16 protein-coding genes are annotated in these 14804 nt (G+C 54.4%); 7 read left to right on the top strand and 9 right to left on the bottom strand.

Annotated elements, in window-relative coordinates:
* Positions 1–739 precede the first annotated feature (739 nt).
* The 3 genes from NST44_RS02495 to NST44_RS02485 are packed head-to-tail and all read left to right on the top strand — an operon-like array spanning position 740 to position 3109.
* Positions 740–1660 carry an ABC transporter ATP-binding protein gene (locus NST44_RS02495; RefSeq protein WP_445670715.1) on the top strand — a complete coding sequence of 307 codons (921 nt, stop codon included), beginning with the start codon at positions 740–742 and terminating at the stop codon, positions 1658–1660.
* Entirely contained in the window at positions 1657–2373 is a 717-nt protein-coding gene (locus NST44_RS02490; protein ID WP_007130511.1) for an ABC transporter permease, read from the top strand. Before NST44_RS02495 ends, NST44_RS02490 begins: the two co-directional genes overlap by 4 nt.
* Before the next feature lies 1 nt (position 2374).
* On the top strand, positions 2375–3109 hold the full coding sequence (locus tag NST44_RS02485; RefSeq protein ID WP_007130510.1) for an ABC transporter permease: 735 nt from the start codon (positions 2375–2377) through the stop codon (positions 3107–3109).
* A 152-nt stretch (positions 3110–3261) separates the two neighbouring features.
* On the opposite strand, the gene NST44_RS02480 is transcribed toward NST44_RS02485, so the two are convergent.
* The 3 genes from NST44_RS02480 to NST44_RS02470 form a co-directional block, all read right to left on the bottom strand.
* A complete protein-coding gene (locus NST44_RS02480) occupies positions 3262–4119 on the bottom strand; it encodes a hypothetical protein (protein WP_007130509.1) in 858 nt (285 codons plus the stop codon).
* A 33-nt stretch (positions 4120–4152) separates the two neighbouring features.
* Entirely contained in the window at positions 4153–5235 is a 1083-nt protein-coding gene (locus NST44_RS02475) for a Gfo/Idh/MocA family protein (RefSeq protein ID WP_007130508.1), read from the bottom strand.
* Positions 5236–5406: 171 nt separating this feature from the next.
* Positions 5407–6339: an AraC family transcriptional regulator gene (locus NST44_RS02470; RefSeq protein ID WP_340897653.1), complete on the bottom strand. Its 933-nt coding sequence runs from the start codon at positions 6337–6339 to the stop codon at positions 5407–5409.
* Between the two features lie 190 nt (positions 6340–6529).
* Between NST44_RS02470 and NST44_RS02465 the strand changes: the two genes are divergently transcribed.
* Positions 6530–6727: a hypothetical protein gene (locus NST44_RS02465; RefSeq protein WP_340897650.1), complete on the top strand. Its 198-nt coding sequence runs from the start codon at positions 6530–6532 to the stop codon at positions 6725–6727.
* Between the two features lie 227 nt (positions 6728–6954).
* Here the strand turns inward: NST44_RS02465 and NST44_RS02460 are convergent, their stop codons facing one another.
* The 3 genes from NST44_RS02460 to NST44_RS02450 form a co-directional block, all read right to left on the bottom strand.
* Complete coding sequence (locus NST44_RS02460; RefSeq protein WP_340897649.1) at positions 6955–7539, bottom strand: TetR/AcrR family transcriptional regulator; 585 nt, start codon at positions 7537–7539, stop codon at positions 6955–6957.
* A 7-nt stretch (positions 7540–7546) separates the two neighbouring features.
* Entirely contained in the window at positions 7547–8302 is a 756-nt protein-coding gene (locus NST44_RS02455; RefSeq protein WP_213613155.1) for an alpha/beta fold hydrolase, read from the bottom strand.
* A 216-nt stretch (positions 8303–8518) separates the two neighbouring features.
* On the bottom strand, positions 8519–10267 hold the full coding sequence (locus NST44_RS02450) for an alpha-glycosidase (protein ID WP_007130504.1): 1749 nt from the start codon (positions 10265–10267) through the stop codon (positions 8519–8521).
* Positions 10268–10698: 431 nt separating this feature from the next.
* Here NST44_RS02450 and NST44_RS02445 point away from each other — a divergent pair, with 431 nt between their 5' ends.
* Both NST44_RS02445 and NST44_RS02440 read left to right on the top strand, forming a co-directional pair.
* Positions 10699–10959 carry a metal-sensitive transcriptional regulator gene (locus tag NST44_RS02445; protein ID WP_007130503.1) on the top strand — a complete coding sequence of 87 codons (261 nt, stop codon included), beginning with the start codon at positions 10699–10701 and terminating at the stop codon, positions 10957–10959.
* A gap of 150 nt (positions 10960–11109) precedes the next feature.
* On the top strand, positions 11110–12123 hold the full coding sequence (locus tag NST44_RS02440; RefSeq protein ID WP_007130502.1) for an NADP-dependent oxidoreductase: 1014 nt from the start codon (positions 11110–11112) through the stop codon (positions 12121–12123).
* A 118-nt stretch (positions 12124–12241) separates the two neighbouring features.
* On the opposite strand, the gene NST44_RS02435 is transcribed toward NST44_RS02440, so the two are convergent.
* The 3 genes from NST44_RS02435 to NST44_RS02425 form a co-directional block, all read right to left on the bottom strand.
* Positions 12242–12733 carry a CcdC family protein gene (locus tag NST44_RS02435; RefSeq protein ID WP_007130501.1) on the bottom strand — a complete coding sequence of 164 codons (492 nt, stop codon included), beginning with the start codon at positions 12731–12733 and terminating at the stop codon, positions 12242–12244.
* A 231-nt stretch (positions 12734–12964) separates the two neighbouring features.
* Positions 12965–13540 (bottom strand): TetR/AcrR family transcriptional regulator, encoded by a 576-nt coding sequence (locus tag NST44_RS02430; protein WP_340897644.1) that lies wholly within the window; start codon positions 13538–13540, stop codon positions 12965–12967.
* Complete coding sequence (locus NST44_RS02425; RefSeq protein WP_340897642.1) at positions 13537–14262, bottom strand: MBL fold metallo-hydrolase; 726 nt, start codon at positions 14260–14262, stop codon at positions 13537–13539. The genes NST44_RS02430 and NST44_RS02425 overlap by 4 nt, the downstream gene beginning before the upstream one ends.
* A gap of 241 nt (positions 14263–14503) precedes the next feature.
* Between NST44_RS02425 and NST44_RS02420 the strand changes: the two genes are divergently transcribed.
* Entirely contained in the window at positions 14504–14692 is a 189-nt protein-coding gene (locus NST44_RS02420) for a hypothetical protein (RefSeq protein WP_007130498.1), read from the top strand.
* Positions 14693–14804 lie beyond the last annotated feature (112 nt).

The following is a 14804-nucleotide window of genomic DNA, read 5'->3' as shown; positions in this document are numbered from 1 at the left end:
TAACATGCCCTTATCCTGTTGGCCAGCGTCAGCTAGCACGCATTCAGTGATTAAGCCCTAAGTGATCATACGTAATGAGGGATTGGAAGTTTCAGTAAATTTTAGATCATCATCAATCGACGAACTAATTATAGGAAAATAAAGCTCTGTATTGCATAATCTCATACCCGTCGCACCAGCGATAGGGGAGGAATCGGTCTGGAGAAGCGAAGCGCTCGCCTTTAAATCCGGGAAACAACCTTGTTTAGGATCATTCCGGTTTCCCGGATTTAACAGCGATCGGAAGAACGACCCGCCACCGAAGCGCCCTTGTTGCAGGAAGAGTTTATGACCACCACTCGAAGCGGTGGTGGTTGTCCTACCCATCCCCGGCACTGCGATCAAGGGCAGAGCGAGCAACTGTATGAGAGTTTGAGTGCCGGCTCATAGAAACATTGTAAAGCATAACTTGATATTCGCAGGCACCAGCGGAGGGGGAGGAATCGGTCTGGAGAAGCGTAGCGTTCGCCTTTAAATCCGGGAAACAACCTTGTTTGGGATCATTCCGGTTTCCCGGATTTAACAGCGATCGGAAGAACGATCCGCCACCGAAGCGGCCTTAGTTGCACGAAGTAACTGGTTAATGATTTGCAACACGTGGAGTGGAGCGCGCTCTACCCTGATTCGCTTTTTTAAAGAAAATTTAAACTTGCCCCCGACCGCCGTTTAACCTTGACCAAGTACGATGTTTTACGAGGTGATGAACGTGACGGAACTCGTCATTCAAACAAAGGGACTTTATAAAACATACAAAAAACGCGCGGCAGTCGAGGACTTGAATCTGGAGATCGCGCGCGGTGACATTTACGGCTTTCTCGGGCCGAACGGGGCCGGAAAGACAACGACGATCCGGATGCTGCTCGGGCTGATCCAGCCGACGCGCGGAGCCATTCATCTATTCGGCAAGGATTTGAAGAGCGAGAAAATGGACATCTTGCGCCGTACCGGCTCGCTTGTAGAATACCCGTCGTATTATGGACATTTGACGGCGGTGGAAAATTTGGAGGCCATCCGCCGGATCACCGGCAGCCCGAAATCCCGCATTGCGGAAGTGCTGGAGATCGTCTCTCTGACGAAAGAGGCGAAGCGCCCGGTGAAGGGATATTCCCTCGGCATGAAGCAGCGACTCGGGATTGCGGCTGCCCTGCTGAACAATCCGGAGCTGCTGATTCTTGATGAACCGACCAACGGATTGGACCCGTCCGGGATTCATGAAATCCGGGAGCTGATCAAAAACATGCCGCGCCAATACGGCATCACCGTTCTGGTCTCCAGTCATCTGTTGGGCGAGGTCGAGCAGATGGCCGACAAGGTTGGCATCATCCGTGAAGGCCGAATGGTATTCCAGGATTCGATCGATAACCTGATCCGGACGGCTTCCAGCGGCTTCCGCCTGGCGGTGTCGGAGCCGGAGGACGCTCTGCAGCTCGTGCTGGATCTTGGCTGCGAAGGCACGCTCAGAAACCATGTGCTCGAGCTGGAATCAATGCAGGATGCCAAGGTGGCGCTGCTCGTCAAGCGGCTGGTCGAGAATCGGCATGCGGTATATCGGGTCGAGGAGAAGCGGAAGTCGCTCGAGGATATCTTCATGCAAATCGTAGGGGAGGGGAGCCGCCCATGATGGTCCGAGCACTGTCAGCCGATTGGCTGAAAATCCGGGGCAAAGGCATTTGGTTTCTCGCCGCGCTGGGACCGATCGGGCTGGTGGCGATGCAGGGCCTAAACTTCGGACTGCGGTATGACTACTTGATGAAGTCCTATGCGGATGATCCGTGGGGCGGCTTGCTGGAGAACGTACTGTTCTTCGTGCCGATCGCGCTGTTCCTTGGCATCACGCTGGTCTGCTCCCTCATGGCAAACGTCGAGCACCAGCTCAGCTCCTGGAAGCAGCTGCTGGCATTGCCGATTTCACGAACGGCCGTGTTCAGCGCGAAATTCGTGCAGGCGTTCCTGATTCTGTGCGTGTCCTGCATTTTGCTGACATTAGGTACGGCTGGCTTGGGGCTGCTGCTGGGGATGGGCGTCGAGCAGATGCCGTATCTGGATCTGCTGCGGATCGGCTTTGTCCAGTTGTTCGCCGCACTACCGATGCTTGCGCTCCAGCTGTGGCTGTCGCTGACGCTGAAGAATCAGGGCTTGCCGGTAAGCATCGGCATTACGGCATCGGTCGTGTCCATGTTCGCCTTCCAATTTCCGAATTGGATGCCGCTCAAGTGGCCGCTGCTAGCGTATATGGGGCCGGGCGAAGCGAAAGTAATCGGTGCGGGCCTGCTGCTGGGCGTTGTCATTGCTTGCGCCGGGCTGATTCATTTTAACCGGAAGGATGTGGATTGAGATGACGGCCTATACAAGAGCGGTGTCCTGCGAGTGGCTAAAATTATCGAAGTCAAGACTATGGGTGCAGATTCTTATGTGCGCGGCCCTGGTTATGCTGCTTGGCATTGTGGAAGGCTCATCGAATCCGATCGCGCCTTGGGAAGCGCTGGTCGGCATAATGAGCATCCTGCATGCGATGCTCTTTCTGCCCATCATGACGGGGATTTTCAGCGCAATGGTGTGCCGGTATGAGCATTCGGGCGGAGGCTGGAAGCAGCTGCTGGTGCTGCCTGTCTCGCGCAGCGCGGTTTATTTTGCGAAGTTTACCGTAGTCAGCCTGCTGCTCGCAGTCGTGCAGGCACTGTTCCTCGCAGCGGTGCTGGGAGCAGGGATGATCAAGGGGATCGACGCTTCGATTCCGTGGGACATGATGGGACGCAGCCTGCTTGGCGGCTGGGTGGCCTGCCTGCCGCTCGCAGCCTTACAGCTTGGCGTGTCCACGGCTTGGAGCAGCTTTGCCGCTCCGCTGGCACTGAACGTGGTGTTTACGATTCCGAATATGCTCGTGGCGAATTCGGAAACCTATGCGCCGTATTATCCATGGGCTCAGCCGTTTTTGGCCATGATGCCCCAGGGACAGGCCGGCTTCGGAGCGTTCAATCTGCCGTTCGAAAGCCTGATGATGGTGGTGGTCGGCGGGTTCCTGCTGTTCTTTATCGCGGGTCTTATCTATTTTCAGCGGAAGGAAATATAGCTCGTGGAGGACTCTCCAACCGACCGAAATTGCGCAAAACGGAATCTTGCTCGACATGAAAAGAGCTGTTCTTGAGGACGCGTCCTAAGAACAGCTCTTGTTTTTCCATGATGGAAATGAACCCTATGAACTATGCAAAATTCTGTTAAGCTTTACTGCAAGTTGTTCGCGAATACCGGCAGCTCTACCCAAACATACGGCGTTGTGGATGCCTTCAGCCCGTACTCGATGATCGTAATGACGGCAATCGTCTCGGCGGGATCGACCGCAGGCTTGCCTGTCTCGAAGAAGTGCACCAGATTCTCGATGAACGCCCCGAAGAAGTTGGAGTTCGCCGTTGCCTGCTTGAAGCTGCCGGAGTCGTAACGAACACCTAGCGTAAATGGGCAATTGTCCCCGAGGTGGTTCACTGCAGCCTGGCGTCCTTCGCCGAAGTCGATCAGCAGGGCGGGAGACGCCTCGGTTCCGGTGAACATGACGCGTTTCGGATTCGAGCCCATCAGCTGGACGATCGGCTCGATCTGATGGATGGAATAATTCGAGAAAGCACCGGGTCCCCAGCTGCTGATCGTTTGAATCCCTGCGGGTTCAAGCTCGGCATACTCGCTGGCGAAGCGAAGCGCCGAGGTCGAGTACATCGGCGTTCCATGCTTCGCGGCCAGCTCGAACAGACGGATGGCCGTCTCGCGATCAGGCGCAAACGTTTTGTCGATATACGTAGGCTTCCCGGAAGCCAGCGGCAGCTGCGACAGCTCCTCATGGTACTCGGGATTGTCCGGGGACAGAACGATCAGATAGTCGCTTCGTTCAACGACCTCCTCGATGGAATGCACCTGCTCGATCCCGTTCTCCTTGCACCAAGCTTCATTGGTGAGGCCGCCTTCTTTGTCCTGTTTGCCGTAGGCGCAGACGACTTTCATGGTTCCGTTGCTTGCCTGCTCAATCCAACCGGGATATTTATTCGCATGGAACTGGTCGAGATGCAGATCGACAAATCCGATTTTTTTCATAAAACCTATGCCTCCCTGACGTTTCGAACTGGGTTATTTGCTGCTCTGGGCTACGGGCTGAAGCGATACCTCTGCTCCCTTGTCGGACGAATCATAGATCGCCTGGATGATCTGAGAGGACAGAATGACCGTATCGATATGCGATGGCTGCTTCTCCCCGGTCTGGATGGAGCGGATAAAGCCATCGATCTCGTTCTGGAACATGTTGCCGATATTGAATTTCGGCGTCGTTTCAAGCAGCGCGCCGTCCTTCGCGGTATAGAAGGTGAACTCGGCCCCGTATTTCAGACGGATGCCGCCTTTGTCGCCCAGGAAGTCGATGAACATTTCTTCGGCTCCGATATTTTGCGCCCACGCTCCGTTTAAGGAGATCGTAGGACCTTCCGTCCGAATGAGGGCCGTAACGAAATCGTCGACGTCATATGTGCCATCGTATTTCGGCGGGCCTGCCCACATCTTGAGGAAGGTGTAGTCCTCCATATCCTTACCGAGCTTGCAGTAAGCCTGGCCGGAAACGGTTTGCGGCTTCGGATCGCCGGTGCAGTACATGACGACATCCAGGAAATGAACGCCCCAGTCGATCAGCGCGCCGCCGCCGGCGATCGCCTTCGTCGTAAATGCGCCGCCGAGACCCGGGATGGAGCGGTGGGCACGGAAGCTGGCATAGACATGGTACAGCTCGCCGAGCTCGCCGTTTTGGATCATGTTCTTGATACGGTTAACGCTTTCATTATAACGGTTCACAACCCCGATATTGAGCGTCTTGCCGGTCTCGTGCTGAACCTTCTGCATCTCGAGTGCTTCGGCATAGGTCCGTGCTGCAGGCTTTTCGCATAATACGTGCTTGCCGGCCCGCAGGCAGTCGATGGCGATCGAGGCATGAACATCGTTCGGCGTGCAGATGGATACAGCGTCAACCTCCGGATCGTTCAGCACTTGCCGGTAATCCGAAACAGCTTGGCCGCATTCATATTTGGAAACGGCAGCCTCCGCCCGGTCCAAGGCAATGTCACAGAAGTATTTGATTTCAGCATCTTCGTTGGCTATGTAGGCGGGAATATGAGCGCTGTTGGCAATCGTGCCGCAGCCAATGACGGCAATTGTAATTTTGTTCATCGGTTCTCCTCCAAAATCGTGGATTTGTTAAAGCCTGCGTAATGGTGACGCCGAATTGAACTTTCATTAGTTTCTTGCACAGAGTATACCATGGGCTGCATGCATTCGGATTTCACTATTGTGTTTATTTATTGGATTATCGTTCAGGGTTAAAAAAACAAGGTTCGCGATCTAATAGGCGTTCTTCTTATAGTAAGCCGGAGTTGTGCCGGTATATTTCTTGAAGATGCGGCAAAAGTAGGGCAGTTCGTTAAATCCCACCTTAAAACAAACCTCCGTCACGCTCAGCTCGGGCTGCGCGAGCAGCTTCATCGCCATGCGGATCCGGTAGTTCGCCACATACTGGCTGAAGGTGCGGCCGGTCACCTCTTTGAAATGCCGGCAGAAGTTCGTCCGGGACATCATCGTGATGGCACACAGCTCCTGCAGGCTGAGGGGCTTGTCGTAATGGTTATGGATAAACTCGATGGATTTCATAATAGGCTCGCGATACTGGTTGGTCGAGCCCGCCACTCCGGCGGCCCCGTTCTCAGTCTGCTCCCGGCTCAGGATGCCAAGCAGCTTGAGCAGATTCGCTTTAAGCAGCAGCTCGAAGCAGGGGCCTCGACGGCCGTATTCGGCTAGCATCTCGGTAAGCAGATCCCTGACGGCAAGATCACTGCTGCTGGAGAGCAGGATTTTGAGAGGAATCTTATCTTCAGGGACCGTGAACGACTCAATGAAAGCCTGGTCGAGCCCGCTGGAATCTCCCATGTGCGCACGCAGATGCTCGTTAACGAACTCGGGCATAAACTCGCAGCCGAGCACTTCAAGCTCTTTTCCTGGAAGCATTTCGACCCTGTGCACGCTGTAGGGAGGCAGGACGAATATGCTGCCTTGGGTCATCCGGTATTTTTGGCCGAACAAGGTGTGGTCGAACTCTCCCCGGCTGATATACCAGATTTGGAAGTAGTCGTGCATATGGTCCGACAGGCTGCCGAATTCCTCGGTAATCCGGTATATTTTGCACGGCAGGCCGCTGATCATCTCCAGCTCCGACGTGAAAAAGGCGACGCCCCGGCGGGTGCATTCGACAATATCGGGCTTGATCCAGTGAATGGCCATCTCGATGTCCTCCTGAATGAATTCTTCGCTGATTTCGTTAATTCAGCTTATATACTATTCATAGCATAACGCATTCATGGCATGAAGGAAGAGGGAAATATAGTATCAATCAGGTAAGATATGAGCGACAAACGGTCCTATGCGTTCAAGCGACGGAAATAAAAGTTCTACCAGGGGAATTATGGTATAATTGAAGAGACAAAGTAACCGGTGGGAGTGGGGCGGCGAAGCTAACCCGAAAGGGGGTGACGCCGTGTCCCTTCTTGAATTGACGCTCAAGCTCCTGGACGGAATGCTAAAGCTGGTCGGCATTATTACTGGCCTGAATGCTTTAGTTAACGCCTCCCGGAAACGATCGCAGCCAAACAAGAAAAGCCACCGGGAATAGGTTGGCGCCTAGCTATCCGGTGGCTTTTCATTGAATTGTGAAATCCTCGCCGTGGTCGCCCACCGGCCTTTGTTAGAAGTCGCGATGTGTCCAGCATCGCGGCTTTTTAAGTTTACGCATCTTTAACCAAAGTATACCACAAAAGCATGAAAACAACACAGGCATTTCAATGGATGAAGCATGCCCACTGCATTTCAGCACAGAGCGGTATGGCGGCAATAGGGTTGCTAGCGGCGGAATTCGTCCAGCATCTGCGCTTTGATCTCCTCGATCGGAAATTGCTGGGGATAGGTGGAGATCATGAGCATGATGCCTTGGAGCGTAAAGGAGAAATAAAGCGAGCGCTTGCGCGGTTCGGCGACGCCGAGCCGCTCGAATATCCTGCACTGGAGCTCGAACTGCCGCGCCGCTTCCTCTACGAGGAGCCTGCTGTACTTGATCAGCTCCTGATCAGCTTCGGGCTGAGTCTGGAGATGGAGATAGAACCGGTGCTCCTCCGGCTTTTGGTAGACGCTGTCGATCGCGTGCCCGATAATGAACTTCAGCTGCTCAATAGGTTCGGTGAGCGCAGCTGCATCCTGCATGACCTGCGCGATGGCCCCGATGCGTTCCGTTACCATCGTGGCGAGCAGCTCCTCCTTGCCTTGAAAGTAATTATACATAAGGCCTTTGGATATCCCGGCATGGCGGGCTACATCGCTGATGGAGGTGGCGTGGTAGCCTTGGCGGATAAACAAGTCCATCGCGGCCTCCAAAATGTTGGCTTTCGCCATCTGTCGAATGCGTTCGTTCTCGCTAGGTGTCCGCGGCATGAATCCTTCAGTCCTCCACAAAATCGGTAATATGCTGAGATACAGCTTCAGGATGAGTCAGCGTGACCATATGATCGGCCCCTGTTATCCTGACGAATCGGATGTCCGGAACTCTCTGAAAGCTTTCGGCGACCAGCAGGTTATCCGGAAGTTCCTGGTCTCCGATAATGAATAGCGTTCTGGCCTGAATCTCTTCGAGCCGCTCGTAAGCAGGCGGCGTCGGCCAGATCGGCGCAAAGGCGGCGGCAGGCCACGTAAAGGTACGCATGAAATGACGGCGCAGCATGTCAACCATGAGCTCCCGCTGGGGGCTGTTCCTTGCCACCTCATAGGACGGGGCTCCGATTGAACGCTCAATCATCAGCTCTACGTCCGGAGCGGCTTCTCCCACGTGTTTCATATAGTCCTGGAATTCATCGGAATACGGATAGCCGGATAAGGCAGGTGCGATCAGGACTAACTCCGATACTCTTTCAGGATAATGGATCGCGAATTCGGTGGCAATCTGGCCGCCCATGGAGTGGCCGACGATGGCGGCCTGCGGAAGGTTAAGGTGGTCGAGCAGGGACAGTACATCAAGAATATAGTTGGGCTGCCCGACAGGAGAAGGGGAGTTGCCGATTCCTCTACCGTCCATCGCAATCACTTGAAATCGATCTTGGAGCAACGGCGTGATGAGGCTCCAGTCCCGCGAATCGGCGCCGCCGCTGTGAATCATCAAGATCGGCTTCCCCTTGCCGTGAATCTCGTAATACAAATCCATGTGAACACCCTCCATTCATTTTCCGAAATATGGATCGGCCGATGCGTTTATTTTATTATTGGTTGACCGGTTAGTCAATAGAAAAAACAGAAGAATACGATCACCTATCAACAAAAAATTGACACCGAAACCACGGGCGCCGCCATTCAAAAAGCTCCCCCCGAGCCGTAAGCACGGCGCTCGAAGGGAGCTGCATCTCTTATTGTAGAATATGAATTATTGCTGGGCCTTCAAAATCGCAAACCCGTACGCAGGCAGCTTCACGGTCAGCTGACCTTGCTTCGCGCTAAGCGATTGACCGTTCCACAGGTTGGTCCATTGCTGGTGCTGCACAGGCAAGGAAATGGTATTGCCGGCTCTATCGTTGTTGACCGCCACGATGATCGTTTCGTTGTCGTCCTCCCGCAGGTAGGCAAGCTTGCCGCCGTTCTTCTCCGCCTGCAGGAACTTGAAGGAGCCTGTGCGCAGCGCCGGATGGGACTTACGCAGCTTGATGAGGGTCTGGTAGAACGTGAACAGATCCTTGTCGTGCTTGGTCTCATCCCACTCCATGCATTTGCGGCAGCCCGGATCGTGTCCGCCGTCCATGCCGATTTCGTCGCCATAGTAAATGCAAGGGGTGCCGAAATAAGTGAACTGGAACATGGCCGCAAGCTTCATCAGGCGCTTGTCGCCGCCGGCCTGTGTCAGCAGTCTCGCGGTATCGTGGCTGTCCAGCAGATTGAACATCACTTCGCTTGCCTGTCTCGGGTAGCCCGCAAGCTGCTTGCCCAGCATGAAGGAGAACTTCTCCGCATCCGCGGTGCGGTTAATGAAGAAGTCCAGCACCGCATTCGTGAACGGATAGTTCATGACGGCGTCGAACTGGTCCCCTTCGAGCCAGATGGAGGACTCGTGCCATACTTCACCCAGGATGTAGGCGTCAGGATTGGCTTTTTTCACGACCTGACGGAATTCGCGCCAGAAGCTGTGTCCGACCTCGTTGGCGACGTCCAGGCGCCAGCCGTCGATGCCTGTCTCTTTGATCCAGTATTCGGCAGCCTTCAGGAGGTAAGCCCGCACCTCCGGATTCTCCGTGTTCAGCTTCGGCATGAGCGGTTCGAAGGCGAAGGTATCGTATGTCGGGATGCCGTCCACCACTTCAAGCGGCAGGGAACGGATATAGAACCAGTCCTTGTATTTCGATTTTTCACCGTTCTTCTGCACGTCCACGAATGGCGCGAACGTTCTGCCGGAATGGTTGAAGACCGCATCGAGCAGGACGCGGATCCCCCGCGCGTGGCACAGGTCCACCAGCTTCTTCAGCGTATCTTTATCCCCGAACTGAGGGTCGATTTCCAAATAGTCTTCCGTATCGTATTTATGGTTGGTCGTTGCCTTAAACAGCGGCGTGAAATAGATCGCGTTGACGCCAAGCTCGCTCAGATGATCCAAATGATCGATCACCCCTTGGAGGTCACCGCCGAAGAAGTTGTTCGGCGTCGGCTCTGCGCTTCCCCATGGCAGTGCGCCTTCCGGATCGTTGCCCGGGTCGCCGTTTGCGAAACGCTCAGGGAAAATCTGATAGAATACGGCGTCCTTCACCCAAGCCGGCGGCTGGAATACGTCATCCGGGTTAATGAACGGGTACTCGAACAGGCGATCCGGATTAGCCGGCGGCTCCGTCAGGAAGTCATATTCCGTCATCCAGCGCTTCTCCTGCCCCTTCTGGAGCAGGAAGCCGTATTTCAGGCGGCGGTATGGCGGCGTAGCCTCGCACTCCCAATAGTCGAACAGCTCATCCGTGGCCAGCTTGGTCATCGGAATGTATTCCATCGTCTGATCCCACATGTATTTATCGCCGGCAAGCGCGTAGACTTCGGTGAGATCATCCTTTTTCGTACGGATTCTGAGGTGGACGGTAGTTCCGTCGTAGGCATAAGACCAGTTTTTGCGCGGGCGATGATAAATGGCTTCCAAGAACATCGATAAATTCCTCCCTTGATTGATAAAATTAAAAAAAGGCACACCCAGGACTAAAAAATAGCCGAGGTTGTACCTTTTGTAAGTAGGGGATTTTGCAAAATCCGATTCCAGCCGCTTCAGGGCCACAATATACAGACGAATTAAACCGTTTCGATCTCTATATTGATGATTGAACTATGGATTTGTGCAAAACCTCAAGTAAGATAACATTGCCTTTAAATTATGAATTTGATGACTCTGCTAAAAATATACCATGCGGTCTGCGACGATACAAGCCCTAAGCCGGGAACAATCAAGATTCAGCAGCCAATCATAGTACCGTGCCTGTGCCAGTACGGGTATGATTGCGGGTTTCAGGGGCATGAATGATGCTATAATTAGAAGAAGAGGGACAAGCCTGGACGGATAAACGTTAAAGGGGATGACAAAGAATGCATTACGATGATCAGGTGAAGAACCGCGTTAAGCGGATTGAGGGACAGCTTCGGGGGATATTGAAAATGATGGAGGAGGCGAAGGATTGCCGGGAGGTCATTACGCAATTAACGGCTGCCCGAACGGCGATCGACCGCACGATCGGTGTCGTGGTCAGCGCCAATCTGGTGGATTGCGTGCGCAAGGCCGAGTTGGACGGCGAGAATACCGAGAAGCTCGTGCAAGAAGCGGTGAACCTCCTCGTCAAGAGCAGGTAGGCCTCCCGGCAATCCCAAGCGGCGAGAAGGGGAGAAGCACGGGTGCGCTGCGTCTTAAATGTTAATTTGCTGCGAGTGGTTCATGAAATGGATCAGGATCGGACAAAATGGGTAAATAAATGTAATGACTTCTTAAAGGAGGGTACTCATATGTCTGTCAATGAGCAAATTATTCTGGCCAAGCGTCCGCAAGGGATGCCGAATCAGGCGGATTTTGCGTTCGAGGAACAGCCCATGCCCGTTCCGCAGGCCGGCGAAGTGCTGGTGCGGACGGTGTATCTTTCGGTTGACCCGTATATGCGGGGAAGAATGAGCGAAGCGAAAAGCTACGTCAAGCCTTATGAGGTGGGCGAGGTCATTCAGGGCGGCGCGGTCGGCCAGGTCATGGAATCCACGCACCCGGGATTTCGGGAAGGCGATTTCGTTGCAGGCAATTGGGGCTGGCGGCGGTACGCGGTTGTGAGCTCATCCACGCTGCGCAAGATCAATCCGGAGCTGGCTCCCGTATCGACCGCACTGGGCGTGCTCGGGATGACCGGCTTGACGGCGTACTTCGGGCTCCTCGACATCGGCCAGCCCCAGGCTGGCGAGACCGTCGTTATATCCGGGGCCGCCGGGGCCGTCGGCATGATCGTTGGACAGATCGCCAAGATTAAGGGAACCCGGGTGATCGGCATTGCCGGATCGGATGAGAAGATAAGGTATTTAACGGAGGAGCTGGGTTTTGACGCGGCTCTGAATTATCGCTCGGAGACGTTTGAGGACGAGCTTCGGGAGGCTTGTCCCGACGGCGTGGACATTTACTTCGATAACGTCGGCGGGGAAGTTTCCGATGCGGTGCTGCGTCTGATTAACAAAAATGCGCGCATTCCGATTTGCGGACAAATTGCGCTGTACAATCTGGAGAAGCCGGATACGGGTCCGCGGATTCAAAGCCTGCTGCTGACCAATACGGCCTTGATGAAGGGATTTCTCGTCGGCGATTATCAGAGCCGGTACAATGAAGCGCTTCACGAACTGGCCGAGTGGCTGCGGGACGGAAAGATCAAGTATGCCGAGAATATCATCGAAGGCTTCGAGAATACGCCGGAGGCGTTCCTGGGGCTGTTCAGCGGGGAGAATCTCGGAAAACAGCTGGTGAAGGTAAGCGAGGAGCAGAATTGACCTATTGGATTCGGGCATCCGGCAAATAGAAAAAAGAGTGGCGGCCGCACAAAGGCTTGGCTCAAAGGAGCCCTTGCACCGTGCGATCGGCACTCTTTTTTTCGTGACACGCCCTGGCTCACATGGCCGCTTCGGGGCCCGTGATTTGCTGATACTGGCGGTACATGGAGATGCGCCAGTGTACGATCATTCCGTATGCGAGCAGGAAGAACAGCGCCGCGGTCTGCGGAATGGAAATATGCTGCTCAATATACCCGTGCAGCAGGAGCCGGAAGGCCAGCAGGCCAAGCAGGATGTAGACAAAGCTGCGTGACTTCTGCATGAAGATCTGCCCGTCCACCTTCTCGAACCGGGTGCTTCGAATGAGCGGATAGGAGAAGATAAACCAGCCGACAAGAAATGCGATGATCCCCCACCAGATCGGGATTCGCACCTGCTTCTCCACGAACATCAAAAATCCTGTGCTCATCGCAAGCGGCGGAATAATGATCTTCCTAACGGTTACCGGCCGGTGGCTGGCCTTCATCCGAATGAATATCACCGTCAAGGCCATGACGAGCATCGCGACCGTGGAGCCTATTTGAAGAATTGGGGAATTGAAATCAACCACAATTCAGAACCTCTTTCCCTAAGTAAGATGAGATGGCTATATTCTGTTCCTTGATTATAGCATATTCTCATGACAGGCAAAATCAGGGGCGAGAGAAGCTGTTTTTCGGCGAAAGAAGCTGTCGCAAGCTTAGTTGTCCATACGCCGGTTCGCGAGACATCGGGCAGCAGCCATCATTTACCGCGCCGCCTGGCGCCTGAAAGAGGCACCCGGCAAGAGCTTGATCGAGGGTTAATGCTGTCTGCGCTGAGCGTTCAGCCCCTGGATGAATATCTCGATCATGTACGCGAGGCTATCGTCCAGGGACAGATTCATGGCGAACTGGCCGCCGCGTTCCAGGGAGGAAAAGCCGTGGCACAGGCTTCGGAGCGTTCGCACTGCGTGCAGCGCCCCGGCTTCTTCGAGTCCGTAAGGAGCGAGCACCTGCAGCAGCAGCCTGACAATCTCATCGCCGATCTGCTTCGTGTCGGCCTGATCCGGCTGGATCGGCTGAAGAGCGGCCTCATATAGGCCGGGGTGCGTTCTGGCGAACTCGACATAGGCGATGCAAACGTGTCGAAGAGCCTCCTCGCCGGAACGGCCGGCGACAGCCTTCAGCAGCCGCTCATGCAGTATCTGGAGGCCGTACTGCGTTAAAGCGGCATGCAGGCCGGGAAGCCCATCGACATGGTTATACAGCGACGGGGATCTGACGCCTAGCCGCCCGGCCAGCGCGGCCAGCGTAACGGAGTGGAAGCCGCCCTGGTCGGCGAGCTCCGCCGCGGCCTGTAGGAGCTGGTGGCGATCAATGCCGGGTCTTGGACTCATTGCGCAGCCCTCCCAATGCGTCTTTGCGCCTCTTCAATTGCACGCTGCATGCGCGCCTCCGGCTTCACAAGCATTGGACCATGCCCGACGGCCAGAACGGCAGGCTGAAGCGCTGCATGGGCAATCGCGGTCGACAGAGCCAGCTCCTTGCTCCAGGTTGCCATTGCCGGGAAAGGGAACCACGGGCGGAGCACGCCGGAGACTGCCAGCCCGCCGCGGGTCTGCCAGGCGTCGCCGGCGATCAGAATGCCGCTGCGCTGATCCAGAAACGCCATATGTCCCGGCGTGTGGCCCGGGGACGCGAGCGCTTTAAGCGAGCCGACGCTGTCCCCATCCTCAAGCAGCACATCCGGCACCGCCTTTACCGCTTTAGGCTTAGGCACGCCGCCGCGGATCGCGGTTTGCGGCTCGCCCGGGAGCAGATCCCGATTGCCTGCGAGCAGCTGCGCATCCCGCCTGGAGATATAGACGGCGGCCTGAGGCAGCGCCTTCGTCAACCCGTCGAGGGCGCCGATATGGTCATCGTGGGCATGGGTTAACAGGATGCGCATAATCGGCTTTCCGATAGCCGCTGCGGCTTCGAGGATGCCTTTCTCGGAAAACGGCATGCCGGCATCAATCAGCGTCAAGCCGTCATTTTCTTCAACGAGATAGACATTAACGGGAAATAGGCGGGGCAGAAACGAAACTTGGGTAACCTGTTCGATCGTGCGGGTTAACATGGAAATCAATCCCCTCTCGCTCAAACTAATTATGTTAGTATATTAATTAATATTATTAGTTTATGCAAGCCTGATTTTAAATATTTCTTGAACATGCATGAAACGACACTAAAAAATTTATAATTTTACCAAAATTTGAGTGCAATTTTATAGCGTATACGTTACCATAAAGAATAGATATTACGGAAAAAAATGTAGATTATTTTTAAACATTTATGCAAAGGGTGAGAGGGCGGACGAGATGGACTTTTTCAAGCGTATCGTTCTGTTGATGCTGATGTATACCTTCTCGGCAGTGCTGCTGTACGTGGCCAGCGAGCATGCGCCGTATCTGCTTCCGGTCATCTGGTTCTCGGCGCTCTTGCTGTTGCTGTGCGGAATTGCTTACTTAGGCTATCATTATTTATATAAGGGCCGCAGAAGAAGCTAGCAGATGGCCGTATGATTCGCCTGTCCGACCGCCGGATAGGCTTTTTTGCTGTCTTTTTCAAAAAAATAAAACGATTCCCGATGCTGTACGGTCTTTACTATAGTGAGGATTT

This window comes from Paenibacillus sp. FSL W8-0919 (assembly GCF_038003785.1).
Taxonomy (GTDB): domain Bacteria; phylum Bacillota; class Bacilli; order Paenibacillales; family Paenibacillaceae; genus Paenibacillus_AQ; species Paenibacillus_AQ lactis.
Note: the sequence above shows the minus strand (reverse complement) of the source record. Positions and strands in the feature narration are given on the sequence as shown.